This window comes from Aequorivita sp. IT1282, assembly GCF_058068205.1.
In genome coordinates this window covers 802466-824440 of record NZ_JBYRHR010000001.1, presented here as the reverse complement: position 1 = coordinate 824440, position 21975 = coordinate 802466, and the positions used below count along the sequence as shown (strand labels likewise).

General features: G+C 36.5%; 21 protein-coding genes and 1 other RNA gene. 15 read left to right on the top strand and 7 right to left on the bottom strand.

What is annotated here, in order from left to right; all coding sequences use genetic code 11:
* Window positions 1-3 precede the first annotated feature (3 nt).
* Window positions 4-1695, bottom strand: coding sequence for a M23 family metallopeptidase (locus AC3RVG_RS03790; RefSeq protein WP_489690103.1), 1692 nt, complete (start codon window positions 1693-1695; stop codon window positions 4-6).
* Between the two features lie 150 nt (window positions 1696-1845).
* Here AC3RVG_RS03790 and AC3RVG_RS03785 point away from each other — a divergent pair, with 150 nt between their 5' ends.
* The 4 genes from AC3RVG_RS03785 (at window position 1846) to rny (ending at window position 4217) form a co-directional block, all read left to right on the top strand.
* Window positions 1846-2136 carry a hypothetical protein gene (locus AC3RVG_RS03785; RefSeq protein ID WP_489690102.1) on the top strand — a complete coding sequence of 97 codons (291 nt, stop codon included), beginning with the start codon at window positions 1846-1848 and terminating at the stop codon, window positions 2134-2136.
* Between the two features lie 10 nt (window positions 2137-2146).
* Window positions 2147-2437: a cell division protein ZapA gene (locus tag AC3RVG_RS03780; RefSeq protein WP_489690101.1), complete on the top strand. Its 291-nt coding sequence runs from the start codon at window positions 2147-2149 to the stop codon at window positions 2435-2437.
* A gap of 53 nt (window positions 2438-2490) precedes the next feature.
* Window positions 2491-2599, top strand: a non-coding RNA gene (ssrS, locus tag AC3RVG_RS03775) — 6S RNA.
* A 55-nt stretch (window positions 2600-2654) separates the two neighbouring features.
* Window positions 2655-4217 carry a ribonuclease Y gene (rny, locus tag AC3RVG_RS03770; protein ID WP_489690100.1) on the top strand — a complete coding sequence of 521 codons (1563 nt, stop codon included), beginning with the start codon at window positions 2655-2657 and terminating at the stop codon, window positions 4215-4217.
* A 112-nt stretch (window positions 4218-4329) separates the two neighbouring features.
* On the opposite strand, the gene xerD is transcribed toward rny, so the two are convergent.
* Complete coding sequence (xerD, locus tag AC3RVG_RS03765) at window positions 4330-5235, bottom strand: site-specific tyrosine recombinase XerD (protein ID WP_489690099.1); 906 nt, start codon at window positions 5233-5235, stop codon at window positions 4330-4332.
* 112 nt (window positions 5236-5347) lie between these two features.
* Here xerD and AC3RVG_RS03760 point away from each other — a divergent pair, with 112 nt between their 5' ends.
* The 3 genes from AC3RVG_RS03760 to aroQ all read left to right on the top strand — a co-directional run bounded on the left by AC3RVG_RS03760 (window position 5348) and on the right by aroQ (window position 7172).
* Complete coding sequence (locus AC3RVG_RS03760) at window positions 5348-5890, top strand: porin family protein (protein WP_489690098.1); 543 nt, start codon at window positions 5348-5350, stop codon at window positions 5888-5890.
* Between the two features lie 228 nt (window positions 5891-6118).
* The gene (locus AC3RVG_RS03755) at window positions 6119-6688 is read left to right on the top strand and encodes a porin family protein (protein WP_489690097.1); all 570 of its coding nucleotides are present in this window, start codon (window positions 6119-6121) and stop codon (window positions 6686-6688) included.
* 67 nt (window positions 6689-6755) lie between these two features.
* Entirely contained in the window at window positions 6756-7172 is a 417-nt protein-coding gene (aroQ, locus tag AC3RVG_RS03750; protein WP_489690096.1) for a type II 3-dehydroquinate dehydratase, read from the top strand.
* A gap of 145 nt (window positions 7173-7317) precedes the next feature.
* Here the strand turns inward: aroQ and lpdA are convergent, their stop codons facing one another.
* The 4 genes from lpdA to AC3RVG_RS03730 all read right to left on the bottom strand — a co-directional run bounded on the left by lpdA (window position 7318) and on the right by AC3RVG_RS03730 (window position 10261).
* Window positions 7318-8694 (bottom strand): dihydrolipoyl dehydrogenase, encoded by a 1377-nt coding sequence (gene lpdA, locus AC3RVG_RS03745; protein WP_489690095.1) that lies wholly within the window; start codon window positions 8692-8694, stop codon window positions 7318-7320.
* 170 nt (window positions 8695-8864) lie between these two features.
* Window positions 8865-9266, bottom strand: coding sequence for a peptide-methionine (R)-S-oxide reductase MsrB (msrB, locus tag AC3RVG_RS03740; protein WP_489690094.1), 402 nt, complete (start codon window positions 9264-9266; stop codon window positions 8865-8867).
* Complete coding sequence (msrB, locus tag AC3RVG_RS03735) at window positions 9250-9747, bottom strand: peptide-methionine (R)-S-oxide reductase MsrB (protein WP_489690093.1); 498 nt, start codon at window positions 9745-9747, stop codon at window positions 9250-9252. Before msrB (AC3RVG_RS03735) ends, msrB (AC3RVG_RS03740) begins: the two co-directional genes overlap by 17 nt.
* A gap of 1 nt (window position 9748) precedes the next feature.
* Window positions 9749-10261 (bottom strand): hypothetical protein, encoded by a 513-nt coding sequence (locus AC3RVG_RS03730; protein WP_489690092.1) that lies wholly within the window; start codon window positions 10259-10261, stop codon window positions 9749-9751.
* A gap of 218 nt (window positions 10262-10479) precedes the next feature.
* Between AC3RVG_RS03730 and AC3RVG_RS03725 the strand changes: the two genes are divergently transcribed.
* The 8 genes from AC3RVG_RS03725 to AC3RVG_RS03690 all read left to right on the top strand — a co-directional run bounded on the left by AC3RVG_RS03725 (window position 10480) and on the right by AC3RVG_RS03690 (window position 21487).
* Window positions 10480-11298 (top strand): M48 family metallopeptidase, encoded by an 819-nt coding sequence (locus AC3RVG_RS03725; RefSeq protein WP_489690091.1) that lies wholly within the window; start codon window positions 10480-10482, stop codon window positions 11296-11298.
* Between the two features lie 91 nt (window positions 11299-11389).
* Entirely contained in the window at window positions 11390-12709 is a 1320-nt protein-coding gene (locus AC3RVG_RS03720; RefSeq protein ID WP_489690090.1) for an MFS transporter, read from the top strand.
* Between the two features lie 48 nt (window positions 12710-12757).
* Window positions 12758-14167, top strand: coding sequence for a DUF6252 domain-containing protein (locus AC3RVG_RS03715; RefSeq protein ID WP_489690089.1), 1410 nt, complete (start codon window positions 12758-12760; stop codon window positions 14165-14167).
* Window positions 14168-14469: 302 nt separating this feature from the next.
* Complete coding sequence (gene lon, locus AC3RVG_RS03710; protein WP_489690088.1) at window positions 14470-16920, top strand: endopeptidase La; 2451 nt, start codon at window positions 14470-14472, stop codon at window positions 16918-16920.
* Window positions 16921-17135: 215 nt separating this feature from the next.
* Complete coding sequence (gene porQ, locus AC3RVG_RS03705; RefSeq protein ID WP_489690087.1) at window positions 17136-18155, top strand: type IX secretion system protein PorQ; 1020 nt, start codon at window positions 17136-17138, stop codon at window positions 18153-18155.
* The gene (cmk, locus tag AC3RVG_RS03700) at window positions 18155-18850 is read left to right on the top strand and encodes a (d)CMP kinase (RefSeq protein WP_489690086.1); all 696 of its coding nucleotides are present in this window, start codon (window positions 18155-18157) and stop codon (window positions 18848-18850) included. The genes porQ and cmk overlap by 1 nt, the downstream gene beginning before the upstream one ends.
* Before the next feature lie 80 nt (window positions 18851-18930).
* Entirely contained in the window at window positions 18931-19371 is a 441-nt protein-coding gene (mscL, locus tag AC3RVG_RS03695) for a large-conductance mechanosensitive channel protein MscL (RefSeq protein ID WP_489690085.1), read from the top strand.
* A gap of 46 nt (window positions 19372-19417) precedes the next feature.
* Window positions 19418-21487, top strand: coding sequence for a response regulator (locus tag AC3RVG_RS03690; RefSeq protein ID WP_489690084.1), 2070 nt, complete (start codon window positions 19418-19420; stop codon window positions 21485-21487).
* A 112-nt stretch (window positions 21488-21599) separates the two neighbouring features.
* Here the strand turns inward: AC3RVG_RS03690 and AC3RVG_RS03685 are convergent, their stop codons facing one another.
* Window positions 21600-21971: a DNA topoisomerase IV gene (locus AC3RVG_RS03685; protein WP_489690083.1), complete on the bottom strand. Its 372-nt coding sequence runs from the start codon at window positions 21969-21971 to the stop codon at window positions 21600-21602.
* Window positions 21972-21975: the final 4 nt, after the last annotated feature.

Genomic DNA, 21975 nt, shown 5'->3' with positions numbered 1-21975 from the left:
GGGTTAGGGTTGTTTTCTGAAAAATTGTGCTTCAAATGTAGCACTATTTCCAACATTATCTATAACAATAACTTTCAAATTATTTTCTGTTTCCAGATTTACATTATCATTGAAATTATAAGTTATAACGTCTTTTTTGTATTCATATTCCATCAAAATGAATTTTCCGTTGATTGTTGCTCGGTATGAGCTAATTCCACTTAAATCATCGGTGATTTTCAATTTTAAGAAGTTTTGATCGCTAATCCATTTTCCTTCAGAAAAATTAATAGCTTTTATTGATGGTGGTGTCGTATCTGAAGCAACAGTATAACTTCCAAAGGTTCTTGTCTTTGCGGTAAGTTTGTCTCCACTTCGCGTTGTTGTAGTGTAGTAGGGTTGGCCTCTATAATTTAATCTCCCAATGTATAATTTGTCTTTATCGGCTTCATTATACGAAGAAATATCTGTTGTGATAGAAATATTATTGTGTATTGGAATATGGTCTTCGTGAAATATTAAAACGTCGCCTTCGTCTTTAATGTTTAAGTAAGTGTCTTCGTATAAACTATTCGCGGGAATGTATATGCTAAACTTGCCTTTCGTTATTGATGTGGCGTGATCTGCATAAATATAGTCTTCTGTTTTTTCGATGTTTTTTGGCTCCAAAACATCAAGTTTTGCACCATCAATAGGAACGGAGATAAACATTCTGTTGCCTTTAAAATCGTTCACTTCAATAGTATAAATTGATTGAAGACTGTCTTTTACGGTAATGAATCCATTTTCATCTTCCTTGGTAATTATGCTCAACGGATTGTTAGTTTCGCGGAAGAGCTTTTGAACCATACTCTTGTTGGTTTCGTAATAATTATAGTCGGTATAACGATTTAGGTAGCGCGTTTCAGAGAATGAGAATTTATTGAAAAGCACTTCAAATTTTTCCGAACCATTAAAGCGCGATTCAATTCTGTAGGCTCCGTTTTTATTCGATGCGCCATCTTGCTGATCGTAGGTAGTAATTCCGAAGCCTAATTTACCAAAAGCTTTCACGTTTTCAGCTTTATAGTTGCCGTCTTTTTGTTTTATCAAACGTAATTTTATTCGGTTTTGGCTTTGGTTAATGTGTGCATCTTCGCCGATTGGATACGCAAATACAGCACTAACAATTGGTTCTTTGGAATCTGGTATTTCTATTCCAAAAAGCAACGGGTTCATTGGGCGTTGCGCAGAATCGCGAATTTCAAAATGTAAATGCGGGCCGCCACTTCCACCAGTATTCCCAGAATAAGCAATTAAATCTCCTTTTTTAACGGGTAAAAGTGTGCTGTCTGGAAAAAGCTCAATTTCAAAAGTTTCTTTGGTGTATTGGGTGTCTTTCACATATTTTTCGATGTCGCCAGCAAAGCTTTTTAAATGTCCATAAACAGTTGTGTAGCCATTTGGGTGAAGAATATACAATGCCTTGCCATAACCGTAATGCTGCACGTTAATGCGGCTTACATAACCATCAGCGGGAGCGTAAACAGGAAGACCTTCGCGTTGTTCGGTTTTTATGTCTAAACCACTGTGAAAATGGTTGGCTCGCATTTCGCCAAAATTTCCTGAAAGCACCAGCTTTATATCTAGTGGATTAGCAAAATAATCTGTGGGAATGTCGTTCTGTCCGTACGCTAACCCACCTAAAAGTAGGAGGATTGATAAATATTTCTTCATAGTGCAAAAATAGGAATCCGTGGTGATTTAAGAGGTGGCGAGATGGATAAATGTAACTATTCTTCAATATTACAAAAAATAATGGAAAACTGTTTGTGTATTTGGTATGGTATGCTAACTTTGTGATAGAAGTATTGAAGACAGATTTTAATGAGCAATCTTTTTGAAATAGTTGATTCTCTTGAAAATAGAATTGGCGAGCTGCTACAAAGGCATGAGAAAGTAAGTAAGGCTAACGTAGCATTAGAAGAAGAACTCAATAATTTACGATCGAAACAGCAACAATTTGAAAATGAAATTGAAGTTTGGACCGAAAAATGTAACTCATTAAAACTGGCAAATTCAATGCTTGGCAGCGACCAACATAAACGAGAAACTAAACTCAAGATAAACGCTCTAATTCGGGAAATTGATCATTGTATAAGTCAGCTTTCAGAATAATAATATAACAATGGCCGAACCATTAAAAATAAAACTATCAATTGCGGACCGGGTTTACCCACTAACCATTAACCCTTCACAGGAAGAGGGATTGCGGTTGGCTTCAAAAAAGATAGAAAAAATGATTAAACAGTTCGAGCAAAGTTACGCCGTACGCGACAAGCAGGATGTATTAGCCATGTGCGCCCTCCAGTTTGCCGCCCAAGTGGAGCAAAAAAATATTGATAAATCTAGCGATACGCATGAAACGGAGGAAAAGCTTAAGGCTTTAGACCGCTTGCTGCAGGAGCACTTATCATAACGTTCTTTAAATTAAATAAGGTTACTGCCTACATTAATACAAATTTTTGGTAAACTCAACAGGAATTCTTTAAAAAGGGTGAGTTGAAGTTGTAAAAGCGTGCCGTCTTTGAGCGGATACTTGATCAGCTTGTTAGCCCTAAACATTCATTTTAAGGAGTTTATTCAAAATAAATATATTGATGTAGGCTTTTTTTATATATATAAATCAACTAAAAATGGAAGTAATAATACCTGTAATAGGCGTAATCGTAGGTGTTGCGATTGGTTTTTTTATTGCAAAAATACTGGAGAAAAATAATGCATCCCAGCTTATACTAAGAGCAAAAAAAAGCGCTGCATCAATATTGAAAGAGGCAAAATCTGAAGCCGAGACCACAAAAAAAGATAAAATTCTACAAGCCAAAGAGAAATTTTTGGAGCTTAAATCTGAGCACGAAAAAGTTATATTAAATCGCGATAAAAAGATTTCAGAAGCGGAAAAAAGAACCCGTGATAAAGAGTCGATAGTTTCTAGCGAACTTGCAAAATCAAAGAAATTAAATACAGAACTTGAAGAAAAGAAGACTGATTACATCGAAAGAATTACTATTCTAGAAAAAAAGCAAGTTGAAGTAGATAAAGCACATCGTAGCCAAATAGAGCAACTTGAAGTTATTAGTAGTCTTTCTGCTGAAGATGCGAAGTCACAGTTAATGGAGAGCCTAAAAGACGAAGCTAAATCGCAAGCAATGGCTTATGTTCAAACTTCTATGGAAGAGGCGAAAATGACTGCGCAGCAAGAAGCTAAGAAAATAATCATTAATACCATTCAACGTATAGGAACCGAAGAAGCAGTTGAAAATTGCGTTTCGGTTTTCAATCTTGAAAGTGATGACGTTAAAGGTAGAATTATTGGTCGTGAGGGTCGAAATATTCGCGCGATAGAAGCCGCTACTGGCGTAGAAATTATTGTTGACGATACGCCGGAAGCAATTATCCTTTCGTGTTTTGATTCTGTAAGAAGAGAAATTGCTCGTCTGTCGCTACATAAACTTGTAACTGATGGCCGTATTCACCCTGCTCGTATTGAAGAAGTGGTTCAAAAAACTACAAAACAAATAGAAGAAGAAATTATTGAAGTTGGAAAACGAACCGTTATCGATTTAGGAATTCACGGTTTGCATCCAGAGCTTATAAAAGCGGTGGGACGTATGAAATACCGTTCGTCTTACGGTCAAAACCTTTTACATCACTCGCGCGAGGTTGCAAGACTTTGCGGCGTAATGGCAGCGGAACTTGGCTTAAACGCAAAACTCGCTAAGCGTGCAGGATTACTTCACGATATTGGGAAAGTTCCAGAAATGGAAACTGAAATGCCACACGCACTTTTAGGAATGCAGTGGGCTGAAAAATACGGTGAAAAACCTGAAGTTTGTAATGCTATCGGTGCTCACCACGACGAAATTGAAATGACCGGATTGCTATCTCCAATTGTTCAGGTTTGTGATGCCATAAGTGGCGCAAGACCTGGAGCAAGACGTCAAGTGTTGGATTCTTACATCCAGCGTTTGAAGGACTTAGAAGATATTGCTTTTGGTTTTGGCGGCGTTAATAAAGCGTATGCAATTCAAGCCGGACGTGAACTTCGTGTTATGGTTGAAAGTGATAAAGTGAGTGATGAAAAAGCAGCGCAGCTTTCTTTTGAAATCTCGCAAAAAATTCAAACAGATATGACTTATCCTGGGCAAGTGAAAGTAACCGTTATACGTGAAACGCGTGCGGTTAACATAGCGAAGTAAAAGGCCCCTAAGCCCGCCACGGCGTGGGAACTTTTACTCAAACTCAATAAAAAAAGCTCCATTTGGAGCTTTTTTTATTTCATAATATTTCGATTCCCCCGCCGCGGCGGGGCTAGGGGGCCTCCTTTCTCGGGTGATACCGATTAATTACTTCGGTAAGATGCTTTCTATCAATATGAGTGTAAATCTCGGTAGTTGTTATACTCTCGTGACCTAACATCTGTTGAATAGCGCGAAGATCGGCGCCGTTTTCTAAAAGATGGGTAGCAAAAGAATGACGAAAAGTATGCGGACTTATGGTTTTGCGAATACCTGCTTTTTCCGCTAATCTTTTTACAATTGTGAAAATCATAGCTCGTGTTAATTGACGGCCGTGCTGGTTTAGGAATAGGGTGTCTTTCGCTGCGGCATCAATTTCTTTGTGTACACGTATTTCCTTCCTATAAATAGTAATGTATTTTTCTGTGGTCGGACCAATGGGTACAAGTCTTTGTTTATCGCCTTTACCGGTAACTTTAATAAAACCTTCATCAAAATATAAATCTGAAATTTTTAGGTTTGTGAGTTCTGAAACTCGCAAACCACAGCCGTAAAGTGTTTCAATAATTGCACGATTGCGCTCGCCTTGTTTGTTACTTAAATCTATGGCATTTATTAAAGCATCAATTTCTTCAATGGCGAGTGTATCGGGGAGTTTTCTGCCTAATCTAGGCGCCTCAATAAGTTCTAAAGGATTGGTTTTTCGGTAATCTTCAAAAATTAAATAATTGAAAAAACCTTTAAGCCCAGAAATCAAGCGACTTTGGGTGCGAGGATTCACTTTTTTTGCAATTTCATAAATGAATTGTTGCAGCGTTTCTTCAGAAATAGAAATAGGGGAGGCTTCTATATTATTGGTTTCCAGCCATCGCATCAATTTTTTCACATCTAATGAATAATTAATGATAGAATTCTGGGAAAGCCCGCGCTCTAAACGCAGAAAATTTTGATAATCCTTTAAACCTTGATGCCACTTCATACTGCTATATTACCACTAAAAACAATAGTTAACAAAAAACTAAATATATTTTAAGGTATAAGATTAGCGGTATCTTTACGTTTAATATAAAACTCAAAAAAACCCAATAATTATGAAAAAATTAATTGTAGCAGTAATCACGTTATTTATCGGTACGACGGCATTTTCTCAAGAAATTGATCTTGGTATAAAAGCGGGTGCTAACTTTGCAAATATCTCTGATGTTGATGATCTTTCTAGTAAAACTGGTTTCCAAGCTGGTATTTTTGCGGGAATAAAATTCACCGATAAAGTAGGGGTGCAAGCAGATTTACTATATTCTCAGCAAGGCGCAAAATTTGATGCTGGTGAGTTTGATTTAACCTATGTAAATGTACCAGTTGTTTTGAAATATTATTTAGTGCAAGGCTTGAATATACAAGCAGGGCCGCAATTCGGATTTATTGTAGATGATAAAATAGCGGATGTTCTAGGAAATATTTATGAAGCAGAAAAATCTGATGTTTCCGGAATAGTAGGTGCTGGTTATGATTTTCCATTTGGAGTTAGAGTAGACGCTCGTTATAATTTTGGACTTTCAGATGTTTCAAAAGATGTTGATGGCAAAAACAAGAATAATGTATTTTCAGTTGCACTTGGATACTCGTTTTTATAAAAAGTGATAAAAATTCAATTTAAAAAAGGCTATTCTTAATTGAATAGCTTTTTTTTTGTAAATATTTTTGATTTTTTTCCTTTAAAAGAAGTCAGTTTTCATAGTGTTTACAGTGCTTTTAAGTTGCTTAAAAACAAAGTTTTAATCCGGTTTTTCGAATGGATGAAAAATTTGCGCTTATTAAAAATTTTGCCTATTTTTAATTAACTAATCTTTAAACTTTTAATTATGAAAAAATTATTACTTTTTAGTGCGTTAATGGCTTTGTTTGTTACAACTGCGCAGGCTCAGAATTTTAGATTTGGAGCAAAAGCTGGGGCTAATTTCGCATCTATTAATGGCAGTGATGTTGACGATGTAGATTTAGTAACCAGCTTCCATATAGGTGCAGTGGCTAAAATTGGTATCACTGAGCTATTTTCTGTACAACCTGAACTTGTTTATTCCTCTCAGGGCTATGGTTTAGGTAGGGATATAACCGTGAATCTTAATTATCTAAATCTACCAATTATGGCTGACTTTACTATAGCTGAAGGATTAAGTTTACAAGGCGGCCCACAAATTGGGTTTAATGTTAGTAGTAAAGTTGATTTTGATGGCAATAATAGCGATGCCGATGGTATTAAAACTCTTGATCTTGGCGTTGGTATTGGAGCTCAGTATGTTTTACCTATGAACTTGTTTTTCCAAGCTAGGTATGTAACTGGCTTTACAAGTATTTTTGAAGATTTTGAAGGAGAGAGTACAGATGGTAAAAATTCTGTAATAAGTTTTTCAGTAGGATATTTTTTCTTGTAACTATTAAAAATATTTATTAAAAGACGGAGGAGAAATCTTCCGTTTTTTTATTTTATATATTTACTGAATGAAAATAATAATCATCAACGGCCCCAATCTAAATCTTCTCGGAAAGCGTGAAAACGATATTTACGGAGATGAAACCTTCAACGATTTTTTCGAAAAACTGCAGCAGAAATATCCAAATGTAGAACTGTCTCAATTTCAATCGAATATTGAAGGGGAACTAATTGATAAAATTCAGGAAACTGGCTATAGTTTTGATGGTATTATTCTGAATGCCGCCGCATACACCCACACTTCCGTGGGAATAGGAGATGCGGTAAGAGCAGTTAAAACTCCGGTTGTAGAAGTTCATATTTCTAATACCTTTTCAAGGGAAGATTTTAGACATAAAAGTTACATTTCACCCAATGCGAAAGGAGTAATCGTTGGTTTTGGATTGCAAAGTTATGAGTTGGCTTTGCAGAGTTTTCTAAAATAGTCGGTAGTCTTTAGTTGGTAGTCGGTAGTATATTATAAATACAAAAAAAACCGCAACATATGCTGCGGTTTTTTAATTTCGTCTAACGTCTAACGTCTAACGTCTAACGTCTAACGTCTAACGTCTAACGTCTAACGTCTAACGTCTATAAGTGTATCACTTCCCCATAAGCATCTGCAACGGCTTCCATTACGGCTTCGCTCATTGTAGGGTGCGGGTGGATTGTTTTTAGTACTTCGTGACCAGTAGTTTCAAGTTTTCTTCCTAAAACAGCTTCGGCAATCATATCTGTAACGCCTGCGCCAATCATATGGCAGCCTAACCATTCGCCGTATTTAGCGTCGAAAATTACTTTTACGAAACCATCTTTTTCACCAGATGCGCTAGCTTTTCCGCTAGCAGAGAAAGGGAACTTTCCAACTTTCAGTTCGTATCCAGCTTCTTTAGCCTGCTTTTCAGTCATACCAACACTTGCAATTTCTGGCGAAGCATACGTACATCCCGGAATATTTCCGTAGTCAATAGGTTCAACGTGAAGACCTGCAATTTTTTCAACACAAGTTATTCCTTCTGCGGAAGCAACGTGGGCTAGGGCAGGACCAGGAACAACATCGCCAATGGCGTAGTAACCAGGCATGTTAGTTTGGTACCAATCGTTCACCATAATTTTTCCTTTGTCGGTAACAATACCAACATCTTCAAGGCCAATACCTTCAAGGTTTGAAGCAATTCCAACTGCAGAAAGTACAATTTCAGCCTCGATTGTTTCTTCACCTTTAGCAGTTTTTACGGTAGCTTTTACAAGTTTTCCTGAAGTATCTAATTTTTCTACAGAAGAATTAGTCATTACTTTAATTCCAGCTTTTTTGAAAGAACGTTCAAATTGTTTTGAAACATCTTCGTCTTCTAAAGGAACAAGATTTGGTAAAAATTCTACTATAGTAACTTCAGTACCCATAGAATTGTAAAAATGTGCGAACTCAACGCCAATAGCGCCACTACCCACAACAATCATACTTTTTGGTTGCTTTTTAAGCGTCATTGCTTCGCGATAACCAATCACTTTTTTGCCGTCCTGTTTTAGGTTTGGCAATTCGCGGGTACGTGCGCCGGTTGCAATAATTATATGGTCTGCGGAATATTCCTTTCCGTCAACGTCTATTTTCTTTCCAGTTTTTAGCTTTCCGAAACCGTTTATAACATCAATTTTGTTTTTCTTCATCAAAAATTGAACGCCTTTGCTCATGCCTTCTGCAACGCCACGGCTACGATCAACAACTTTTCCGAAATCTTTGTCAAATTCTTTAACGGTAAGGCCGTAACTGTCTGCGTGTTTTAGATAATCAAAAACCTGTGCGCTCTTTAAAAGTGCTTTTGTGGGTATACATCCCCAGTTTAAACAAACGCCACCAAGGCTTTCTTTTTCAATAATCGCGGTTTTTAATCCTAATTGTGAGGCTCTTATGGCAGCAACATATCCACCGGGACCACTTCCTAAAACTATTACGTCGTATTTGCTCATTATATATATTTAAGTCTAAATTTTTGGAGGTACGAAATTACGAAATTCAAAAGGAAAATAATTCAAATTTCAAAAAACAAATAAATTTCAAAAAGGAAAATAAAAAAACCAAACTTTAAAGCTGATCTTTAAAATTTGGTTTTGGAATTTGGTGCCCAAAAAATTGGGGTTTATTTTTTAAAATGAAGTGAAAGTGAATTCACACAATAACGTTGCCCAGTTTCAGTAGGTCCGTCATCAAAGATGTGACCTAAATGACTACCGCAGTTTGAGCAAAGTATTTCTGTGCGCATCATACCGAGTGTATTATCTTTTATATATTCTACCGCGCCTTCAATAGAATCGTCGAACGAAGGCCAACCACAACTACTTTCAAACTTGTTATTACTTTCAAAAAGGGGGGTGTTGCAAGCGCCACAAACGTAAGTTCCTTTATCGAAAGTTAAATTGTATTCGCCAGTACGGGGAAATTCGGTGCCTTTTTCACGCAGAATATGGTAGCGTTTTTCGCCCAGCTCTTCGCGCCATTCGGCTTCCGTTTTTGCGATGGGATATTTATTCGGCTTTTCCATTATCGGGAATAAATTTTAATGCAACTCCATTTATACAATGTCTTTTTCCGGTGGTATTTTTTGGGCCGTCGTCAAAAACGTGACCTAAATGTCCACCACATTTGGCGCAATGCTCTTCCATACGAGTGTAACCAAGCTTGTTATCGGTAGAAAAACGTACGTTACCGTCTATTACGCGATCAAAACTAGGCCAACCTGTGCCGCTATCAAATTTGTGTTTACTCTCAAAAACAGGTGTTCCGCAACCAGCGCAAACGTAAGTTCCTGCTTTATGATTGTCGTTTAATGGACTAGAGAAAGCGCGTTCTGTTCCCTCGTGTCGCAAAACTTGGTATGCTTCGGGCGAAAGCTCAGCTTTCCATTCGGCATCGGTTTTAAGAACGGGAAACTGTTGTTGTACACTTGTAATACCCTTCTGTGCAGGTGAATTACAGCTGACAAGAAAAGCACTCATTATTAATAGTGCGCCTAAAGTTTTCATATTAAAGTTCTATTTTTTCGATTTGTGAATCATTCGTTTGCATCACTTCCAAAATGTCTTTCATTGAAGGATTTGTTCGCGCAAATTCCGCAGGAACTACGGCAATACGGAAGGTTTGATTGTTTGTGAAATCCGTTCCTAAAGTATTCAAATCGAAATTACCATCTAAAAATACTTTTACATCCAAAAATGTATGGTCAAAACTGTATAATAATGTGCCTTGACTTAGAAAGTAAGTTTGTGGCAATTGTTCCCAAACATCTATAGGACCATCACTACCAGAAACTACATCAACTAATCGATAAACTAGAATAGCATCACTTTCATATACTACAACATTTGAAGGGTAAACGATTAAGTTTTCAAAATTATTGCCGTTACTGAAATTTACAGTTGCTTCAAACACTTGCGCGTAAACCAATCCACCATCTTGTCCCGGAGGTCCTGGTTCGCCTTCACAAGAAGTGAATAAAATGGTTGAAGAAAGGGCTAAAAAGAGAAGTATGTTTTTCATAATAGGTATTTTTAAGATTACTGCTTGGGTTATTCAAAAGTCGTTCCAACTTTTAAAAGTTGATAAATTTAAAGGCTTCAATATCATTTCGGTATTAAAGAAACATTAAAGTTTTTAGTTTGTGGAACAATTATTGAAAAATGAATTTTAGAATAATTTTGTGAGAATATAATTTATATAGTTTTAATTTTAACATTCAAACGAAACCATCATTCATTATGAAACTTAAGAAATCAATTTCAATACTATTATTAGGAATACTCGTGGTTGCTTGTAGCACCAATCCATTTACGGGAAAACAGACTTTGGCATTAGTTCCAAACTCTCAAATCCTTCCAATGGCTTTTCAACAATACAATGAATTTTTAACTGAGAACAAGGTTGTAGATAATACAGCTGATGCTAGAATGGTTAAAAATGTGGGACAAAAAATAGCAGCTGCCGCAGAAAGGTATTTAAACGCAAATGGATATGCAGGATATCTTACTGATTATCGTTGGGAATACAACCTAATATCCAGTCCCGATGTAAATGCTTGGTGTATGCCTGGCGGAAAAATAGTAGTTTATACTGGTATTTTACCCATCACTAAAAACGAAGCAGGACTAGCAGCCGTAATGGGTCACGAAGTTGCCCACGCGCTTGCAAACCACGGTCAGCAACGTATGAGCGCCGCCCAGTTACAACAGGTGGGTGCTGTGGCAGGTAATATAGCTTTGGCCGGCGATGCAGAAAATCAGCAGATTTTTAATACAGCTTATGGCTTGGGCTCAAATCTTGGGGTTATGCTGCCTTTTAGCAGATCTCACGAAACCGAAGCAGACCACATAGGTCTTGTTCTAATGGCTATCGCAGGATACGAACCAGCAGTAGCCGCAGAATTGTGGCAACGTATGCAGGCACAAGAACAAGGAGCACCACCGGAATTTTTAAGCACACACCCTTCGAGCGCAACTAGAATTCAAAATATTAATGCTTGGGTTTTAGAAGCTAAGGCAGAAGCTGGAAAATTTGGGGTTACAACCTTTAAGAGATAAATACAATTTTATTTTTAATTGAATATTTTTAAAATCCTGCTTTAAGCAGGATTTTTTATTAGTTTAGTATCCGAAAAATACTGAACGTACTATGCACAATCTTGCCAAAGGAAGTAAAAAACTGCTAAATGCCTGGGCTTTTTATGATTGGGCAAATTCAGTTTATAGTCTAGTAATTGCATCGGCAATATTTCCAATATTTTATCAGGCACTTTTTAAATCTGCGGGTATAACTTCTGTTTCCATTTTTGGTGGAACTATTAGGAGCACACCTTTAATTAGTTATACTACAGCAGCGGCGTTTTTGCTAGTAGCTATTATTTCTCCGTTACTTTCTGGTATTGCCGATTATGTGGGTAATAAGAAGAATTTTATGAAATTCTTCTGTTATTTGGGTTCGCTATCTTGTATGGGCCTTTATTTTTTCAGCATTGAAAATATACATATTAGTCTCCTCTTTTATTTTAGTGGGTTAGTAGGATTTTGGGGAAGTCTTGTTTTTTATAATTCGTATTTGCCAGATGTTGCTTTTCCCGAACAACAAGATAGAGTGAGTGCGAAGGGTTATTCCTTAGGATATATTGGGAGCGTAGTGTTATTACTTTTTAACTTAGGAATGGTAATGTTTCCTGATATTTTCGGTTTTGGCGAAGGGGGAGAAGCGAGTGTAAAAGCGATGCGATGGTCTTTCGTAACAGTTGGAATTTGGTGGATTCTGTTTAGTCAGTATTCTTTTTATTTTCTTCCGAAGGGAAACAAAAGCGGTAAAAAAGTAAATACAAAAATACTCTTCAACGGTTTTAGAGAGTTAAAAGGTGTTTACAATTCGCTTTCAGAAAACATACAACTTAAAAGATATTTAGCGGCATTTTTTGTTTACAGTATGGCGGTACAAACTGTGATGCTTGTAGCTACCTATTTTGGAGAACAGGAAATTGCTTGGGGTGATGATAAGGCGAAAACTATGGGGCTAATTGTGAGTATTCTCATTATTCAACTTGTTGCCGTTGGTGGCGCTATAATAACCTCTCGTGCTTCAGAAAAATTTGGTAACATAGCCGTCCTTATAGTTATTAATATTATTTGGGTAGGAATATGTATCGTAGCCTTTTTTATTGTGGCGCCAATTCAATTTTATATTACGGCTGGGGTAGTAGGCTTGGTGATGGGCGGAATACAGTCTCTTTCCAGATCTACCTATTCAAAATTTTTACCCGAAACTAAAGACACGACTTCCTATTTCAGTTTTTATGATGTTGCCGAAAAAATTGGAATAGTAATAGGAATGCTTATTTATGGATTTATTGATCAAATAACGGGTAGTATGCGCAATTCTATATTGTTTCTTGTAATATTTTTTATAACAGGTGTTTTTTTGTTATTAAGAGTACCTAGAAATAAAAAGCATTAAACAATTTTTGTTTAAGTTTGCGTTTATTACCTACCAAACTACTTATTTATGAAAAAAATGTATTTTTTGAAGGGAGTGCTTTTAGCCTTCATAGCCTTTCAATTTTTTTCCTGTGAAAACGAGCCCCTCACAGGTGAATTTGTTCAAGAAGAACAGAACAACGCCGAAGAAGGACAATTTAAAGCCCAAATTGAAGGCCAAGAGTATATTGCAACTTCAGTTTCTGCAGTGCTTAACACAGATAATGAATTAGTTATTACAGGTGCCAAAGCAGGTGGCGAAAATATTACGCTAGCTATTGTAAATGCAGCCGTAGGTTCGTTTAATTTATCGCTAGGTGGAGCCGTTCAAAACGCAGGAACATATTTCGACACTTCTAACAATCCACTTCCATATATTTCGGCAGAAGCATTGGGAGGATACGGAATTATGAATGTAACCGGAATGGATGTCACAGCACAAACAGTTACTGGAACTTTTAGTTTTGTAGGAGCACGTATAAAAATTGATAGCGACGGCAATCCAGTTCTTGATGGAAATGGCGATCCGGTTTTAGAACAGATAGACATATCTAGTGGCGCATTTAACGCAATACCTTACATACTTGACGACACTGGCGGTGGCGGCGGTGGTGGCGGCGGCGGCGGTGGCAACACCAACAATGAGTTTTTCGCCAAAGTAGATGCTGTTGATTTTATGGCCGAAAGTATAAATGTTACAGAGCCAATGGTTGGCGATGTACATATGATTAAAATTGAAGCAAAGACTACAGCGGGCGAACTGTTGCGTTTAGATATTCCGCGTTCTTTAGGAGTTGGTACCTTTAATATGGTTAGAATTTCTGACGGTACAAAATTAATAGGACTTTACAATGCTGGTGCTGGTGGCGAAAACTTGACTGCTAATCCAGGAACAATTACAATTACAGATTTTGATCTAGAATTAGGAATTCTAAAAGCAACTTTTGCTTTTACTGGTACAGATCCGCTAAATCAAGTTCCAGACGTCGTTGAAGTTACCGAAGGTAGTTTCACCGTATATTTTGAAGGAGTGCCTGGTGCCAATAATATGTTTAGAGCAAATGTAGACGGCGTGGCTTATACTCCCGATGTACTTACTATAACGACTGAAGTTTTTAATCAATACCCAACAATAACCATTACAACTACTTTGGGCGATCAAAGAATGGTACTTACATTTCCTGCTACTATTACTGAAGGTAGTTTTGACATGAGTACTCAAGTAGTTGAAGGCGATGAAATAGTAGGGCGTTACACTCCTATAATAGGGTCTTCAATTACCTATGTTTCGAACCCCGGAACATTTATAATTACCAATTATGATATTGATAATGGTATTATTGAAGGAATTTTTAATTTTAGCGCTGTAGATGCAACTGGGCAAGACCCAACTGTTTATCAAATAACTGGCGGTGAGTTTTTGGCCGTTCTTCCGTAAATACAATTAATAAATTATAAAAGGTCGTTTTTAGTTCTTCTAAAAGCGACCTTTTATTTTACCGTCAATTGGTTATTTTATTAGTTCTATTTCGACCAACAATACTATTTTCAAAATAGAAATTTTCACTATAAAATTGGTTCGCCGTTATTAGAAGTATAACTGGCATAACTCTTGAAATATAATAGAAAAGGCACTGTAAACCAGTTGAAAGTCAGTGAACTTTTTATAATGAAAACATAAAATTTTAAAACTAGCGCATTGTGAAGCTACATTTGTGACACAATGTCTTAAACATATATATGGGTAATTCAAAATTTACATCGATAGACAAGTTGTCATTTCAGGATTTAAAGGAAGATGCAGAATTTATACCGCTAATGTCTGCCGAAGATGAAGATGCTATGAGCAAAGAAGATCTTCCGGATATACTTCCAATTTTACCACTTCGAAACACGGTATTGTTTCCCGGAGTTGTAATTCCTATCACTGCTGGACGCGACAAATCAATTAAACTTATTAATGAAACTAACAAGGGTAATAAGGTTATAGGTGTTGTTTCACAAATAGACGAAAACGAGGAAGAACCGGGTATTTCCGACATAAATACTATTGGAACCGTAGCTCAAATTCTGCGTGTTCTCAAAATGCCTGATGGTAACACCACTGTAATTATTCAAGGTAAAAAACGCTTTGAGGTTGCTGAGGTTATTACCACAGAACCTTATATGACGGCGACAATTAGAGAAGTGGCTGAAGCACGTCCAGAAAAGGAAAGCGAAGAATTTAGGGCGATCATAGATTCTATTAAAGAAATGGCGCTTAAAATAATTAAGGAAAGTCCGAATATCCCTTCGGAAGCAGCCTTCGCTATTAAAAACATCGAAAGTTCTAGTTTCCTTATAAACTTTGTTTCTTCTAATTTGAACATTGAAGTTGAACAAAAGCAGGCACTTTTAGAGATAAATAATCTGAAAGATCGTGCGCTGGAAACGCTTCGTTATATGAATATGGAAATTCAGAAGTTATCGCTTCGAAATGATATTCAGTCCAAAGTTCAGAGCGATATAAATCAACAACAACGCGAGTATTTTCTTCAACAGCAAATGAAAACTATTCAGCAGGAGTTGGGTGGTTCTTCTATGGAAGAAGAAATAGACGAGATGCGTGAGCGTGCAAAAGCAAAAAAGTGGAGCAAAGACGTTGAAAAGCATTTTCAGAAAGAACTGGCAAAAATGCAACGTATGAATCCTCAAGTTGCTGAATTCAGTATTCAGCGGAACTATTTGGACCTGCTTTTGGATCTTCCGTGGAATAAATATAGCAAAGATAAATTCGATTTAAAACGCGCCCGAAAAATTCTGGATCGCGATCATTATGGGCTTGACGATGTTAAGCAGCGAATTATAGAATACTTGGCTGTTTTAAAACTTCGGAACGATATGAAATCGCCAATACTCTGTCTTTACGGACCTCCGGGAGTAGGTAAAACTTCTTTGGGTAAATCTGTAGCAGAAGCATTAGGTAGAAAATATGTACGTATGAGTTTGGGTGGTCTTCGTGACGAAGCAGAAATACGCGGACACAGAAAAACATACATTGGCGCAATGCCTGGGCGTATAATACAAAGTATTAAAAAGGCAGAAACTAGTAATCCAGTTTTTGTTTTGGACGAGATTGATAAAATTTCGGCGAGTAATCAAGGAGATCCATCATCGGCGATGCTTGAAGTTCTTGACCCGGAGCAGAACAATTCTTTTTACGACAACTTTTTGGAACTTGGTTACGACCTTTCAAAAGTTATGTTTATTGCCACTTCAAACAGTCTAAGTACTATTCAGCCTGCATTGCGCGACAGAATGGAAATAATAGATGTAACGGGTTACACAATTGAAGAAAAGGTAGAAATTGCAAAACGCCATTTACTTCCGAAACAAATAAAAGAACACGGAATGAATAGCGATGCTATTAAAATAGCAAAACCGCAACTAGAAAAAATTGTAGAAGGTTATACACGCGAAAGCGGTGTTCGTGGTTTAGAAAAGCAAATCGCTAAAATGGTTCGTTATGCCGCAATGAAAATTGCAATGGATGAAGAATACGAAGTAAAAATTACCAACGAGGTAGTTGTGGAAGTTTTGGGTGCTCCAAGAATGGAACGCGATAAATATGAAAACAACGATGTTGCAGGTGTAGTTACAGGTTTGGCTTGGACCCGAGTAGGAGGAGACATTCTTTTTATTGAATCTACACTTTCCAAAGGAAAAGGTACTTTGAATATGACCGGAAACCTTGGAAAAGTAATGAAGGAATCTGCCACAATTGCAATGGAATACATAAAATCTAACGCTGAAAAACTTGGGTTAGACTCAGATATTTTTGACAATTACAATGTACACATTCACGTGCCAGAAGGAGCAACTCCTAAAGACGGACCAAGTGCTGGTATAACAATGCTTACTTCTTTGGTATCGCTTTTCACACAACGAAAAGTGAAAAAATCTATGGCGATGACGGGAGAAATTACCCTTCGTGGTAAAGTATTGCCAGTAGGTGGAATTAAAGAAAAAATACTTGCGGCAAAACGCGCGCGTATTAAGGAAATTCTACTTTGTGAAGACAATAGAAGAGACATTGCGGAAATTAAACCAGAATATTTAAAAGGGCTAACTTTCCATTATGTAAAAGATATGAGCGATGTTTTGGAGTTGGCACTCACCAAAGAAAAGGTGAAAAACGCAAAAAAACTCTAAACAGCTTTCAATTTGAGGATTAAAGTGTAATTGTTTTGCTTTTATACTTTAATCCTTAATTATTTCAACAGAAAAAAATATTCATTCTTTTTTTACAAGCAGAACATCTAGCGATATCTAAATGATTTTAAATATTAATCTTGGATGTTTCTTTGCTTTGCGAAAATAAATTATACTTGCATTCGTTTAGTTTTTAGTTACGGTAACTCGCGTCTATGACCCAAAAGGTTTTTTTAGTTTTAACTCTGTTTGTATCTCAGCTATTGGCGGCACAGATAGGAGGTAAGGCTACGTATCAATTTCTAAATTTGGTTACCAATCCGCGTATGGCTGCTTTGGGTGGAAAAGTAATTACAAACTACGATTACGACCCAACCCAACCTCTTTATAATCCAGCTAGTATAAACTGGGCGATGGACAATCAACTTTCGCTTAATTACACCAACTATATAGGCGATGTAAATTACGGAACAGCAGCATATGCCTATTTATGGGATAGGCGAACACAAGTTTTGCACGCTGGTGTTACTTACGTTAATTACGGGCAATTTGATGGTTACGACGAAGCAGGAAATCCAACTAATAGTTTCAGCGGAAGTGAAGTCGCAATTTCAATGGGACACGCAAGAAACATTGCTTTTACCAATTTTCACGTGGGCTTGAATGTGAAACTTATTTCATCAACTCTTGAAAATTATGGATCCATAGGAGGTGCAGTCGATATTGCATTGATGTACGTTTATGAAGACTGGGATTTACACATTGCTGGGGTTGCCAGAAACTTGGGAACACAGTTTACACCTTATCACGAACAATACGAACCACTACCATTCGAACTTATATTCGGAATTTCACAAACCTTGCAAAATGTGCCAATTCGTTGGCATTTCACTTTAGAAAATATGCAGCAATGGAATGTGGCATTTTCAAATCCTTCGAGAGAAGAAACTGATTTGGAAGGAAATGTAAAAGAAGAAAACATTAATTTTATAGATAACACTTTTAGACACGCCATTGTGGGAATAGAACTCTTTCCCGAAAGCGGTTTTAATATTCGGTTGGGTTATAATTTTAGACGAGGCGAAGAACTTCGCATTGTAGATAAACGGGCCTTCGCTGGGCTTAGTGCCGGTTTCGGAATTAAATTAAACAATCTCAGATTAAGTTATTCGTATTCAAAATACAGCTCTGCGGCTACTGCTAGCTTTTTTGGGCTAAATATAGATCTTCAGTAATGAAAACAATTACCATTGCAATAGACGGATATTCGTCTACAGGAAAAAGTACTGTAGCTAAACAACTAGCCGATTATTTGGGCTATGTTTATGTAGATAGTGGCGCAATGTATCGTGCTGTGGCACTTTATGCTATGGAAAACGGTATTATTTCTAACGACCATTTTGATGTAGAAAAGTTGAAACAATCACTTGCTTCAATCGATTTGAAATTCCATAAAGAAGTGGCTGGGAAGAAAGCACATATTTTTCTGAACGGAAAAGATGTAGAAACGCAAATAAGAAAAATGGAAGTTTCAGAATTTGTGAGTCCTGTTGCAACTATTCACGAAGTTCGGGTAAAGTTAGTTGCACAACAGCAAAAACTGGGGCTAGAAAAAGGTGTTGTGATGGATGGAAGAGATATTGGCACTGTAGTTTTCCCAAATGCTGAGCTTAAAATATTTATGAATGCATCTGCCCAAGAGCGTGCGCAACGAAGGTATAAAGAACTTTCAGAGCGCGGGGACAAAGTTAAGTTTGAGGATGTTTTAAAAAATATTCAAGAGCGCGACCATATAGATACTACCCGCGAAGATTCACCATTGCGCAAGGCCTCAGACGCTATTGAAATTGATAATTCTGATATGAATTTGGAAGATCAATTTCACACAGTGCTGCAATTAGCGCAAGATCGTATTGCTGGCCGCATCTAGTGTTCGCCAATTATATTTCACTTTCTTATTATCAAAATCTTTACTAATTTTACATCTTCTATAAATCGTGTAAAATAGTAATGGGTTCATTTTTTCAAGAGTTTAAAAATTTCGCTATAAAAGGCAACATGATTGATATGGCTATAGGTATCGTGATTGGTATGGCCTTCAATAATGTAGTTAGTACAATTGTGAAAAAAGTGGTAATGCCTCCGTTGTCTATGCTTACGGACGGCGTTAAGCTTTCAGACAAAAAATATATTCTTCGCAATGCTTCAGAAACTGCAGAAGAAGTTGCAATTAGTTACGGCGATCTTTTAGAGGCTTTAATAGACTTTTTTATCATTGCATTTACTATTTTTGTAATTATAAAATTCATAAATCGATTTAAGAAAAAGGCGGAAGATCCACACGATCAAACTGTTGAAACTCCTAAAAACATTCAACTTTTATCTAATATCGAAAAATTGATGGAAGAGCAGAATGCTCTTCTGAAATATAAGAACACTGCTTCAAAATAGGATTCAGAAAGTTATTATAAAAAAGAATCTTTTAGTAACTTTAGAAATGCATCCAAATAGAATCAAAGAATCTTATCGAAGATATAAATTTGGCTTACTTTCCCTCGTTTTATTCTTGTGCCTCTCTACCCTTTGTGTTTTAAGTTATTACAAAACTGTTAATGATCAAAAATTAGCTAAACTGCAACAATTAGAAATTGCGGGCAACTTAACTTATCAAGATTTTAGGAAAATAATACGCCACAATATTATTTCATTAGAAGGTTTGCGCGATCGAATTGTGGAGAGCAATGGAGGCTTCAAAACTTATTTGCCATCAGATTCAGAAAGAATTATAAAACAAAACCAATCAATTCAATTTGTTGAATTTATTAATTGTGACGGGATTATTGACTTTATAATTCCGCTAGAACCAAATATAAAAGCGCTTCACTTAGATCTTAGATCTACAGGATATCGTTACGATAGTTGGCTTGCTAATGCAATGGATACAATAACTAATATAACTTCCTGGGTTGATCTTACGCAATCTGGAAAAGCTTTTTTAGTAGATGTTCCCGTTTATTACGACGATACTTTTCAAGGAACAATTTCTGCTGGGATGGATTTTAAAGCCCAGTTTAACGCTATTAGTTCCAAACAAAATCTTTACAGCGTCCAAATTAAAGACGATGTGGGAAACATTTTTTACAGCTACAATAACCCAAAACTTGATACTTTTAAGCAAAATCAAGTTTATTCAAAAAACATAAAACCTAGTTCTGCAAGATCCACGGGGCCTTGGAAGTTTGAATTCATGTTAAATTCACAAAAAGAATTTAATGCCACAAATCTGCAAAGGTTCATCTTGTTTTTAGGTATTTTCTTATCATTTCTTATTGGGTTGTTGGCTTATTTTTTCATGTTGGCAAAAATGCAATCGCGCAATTATAAGTCTATAAACCTAAAACTTAATGAGCTTAATGAAGACCTCGATAAAGAGAGGGTAAGAGCAGAAGACGCGTCCTTAGCAAAGACACAATTTCTTTCTCATATGAGCCATGAAATACGAACGCCACTGAGTGCTATTCTTAGTATTTCTGAAATATTAGAAGACAAACAACTTTCCACGAGCGACAAAGAATTTCTAAAACTAATGCAGAATTCATCTAGAATCTTGATGAACTTGGTCAATAATATTCTGCACATGGATAAAATTGAAGCCGGGAAAATAGAGTTTTTAAATGAAGCTTTTTGTCCTTTTGTTACGATACAAAGAATTGTCGAAATATACGCGCCAGCAGCAAAAGAAAAAGGAATCGAGGTAATTACAAATTTTGAGGAGATCCAAAATCCAAATTATGTAATGGGCGATATTTCACGCACTGAGCAGGTTATAACTAACATAATTGGCAACGCTACCAAATTTACCGAAGTAGGTAATATAACGGTTCTCTATAACGAACATGTGGAGGATGGAAAGCTAAAAATAAATTTGAAAGTAGCCGATACGGGAATGGGCATTGACTCGTCTAAAATTGACGTTATTTTTGAAAGATTTAAACAGCTTGATTTTGGAATTACTAAAAAACATCAGGGAAGTGGCTTAGGGTTAGCCATTACAAAAGCCATCGTGGAGATGATGAACGGTAAAATTCAGGTGGAAAGTGAAGCTGGTAAAGGGTCTACTTTTACTATTTCATTGGAATACCCGATAATTGCTCACAAAAACAAAAATAAAAAAGCCCGGAAATTTCGAGATTTAAGTCATTTAAGTGTTTTGGTGGTAGACGACAATCTTTTGAATCGTAAAATTTTAGAAAAAATTCTTTCTAAGAAAAATATAAAACCAGATATGGCAAATGATGGTGGAGACGCCATCCTTAAATGCGCTTCTCGACACTACGATCTTATATTTATGGACGTACACATGCCTGGAAAAGATGGCTTTGAAATTGTTCAATACTTAAGGAAAATGGACAATACCGCTATTATTCTAGGACTTTCGGCGGATGTTACTAAAGAAGCCATTGAACGCGGTATTAAGTCTGGAATGAACGATTACCTTACTAAACCTATTGAACAAGAAACCTTATTTGCTATTTTGGGCAAATACTTTTTTAAAACAACTACTTGAGATTATAGTTTAAATAATTCTTGTATAAAGAAGGACAGTACGCTTAATTCTCAATGCCTACAGTGATTGATGCTAATTCAGAAATAATGCGTATCAAGGCCTAAAAAGGCTATTACTTCACTTTTTTAGCCGTTGCTTTACTCTTTTTGGTTTTACCAACTTCACTGAATTCAAATGTGTACTTATCTTTATCAGTAGTTAAAATTTTGATGAGAATGGCTTTCTTTTCAGCCCGGTTCTTTGGGTTAATTTTTTTAAGTACGTATTCGCAGTTATTTATCCATCTAATAGAAGAGGAATCGCTCTTTCCTTGAAAATAATCAACTTCTATAGAGTCGTTACGAACAATGGTTGTTTTAAACACTTCTGTGCCTGAAAGAGCTTCAAATTCAAAGGTTCCTGTTCTAAAGTTGGAGCAATCGCGTTGTACTTCGTAACAACTACTAAGGAGAAAAAAGCTAAATACTACTAAAACAAAACGCATAATC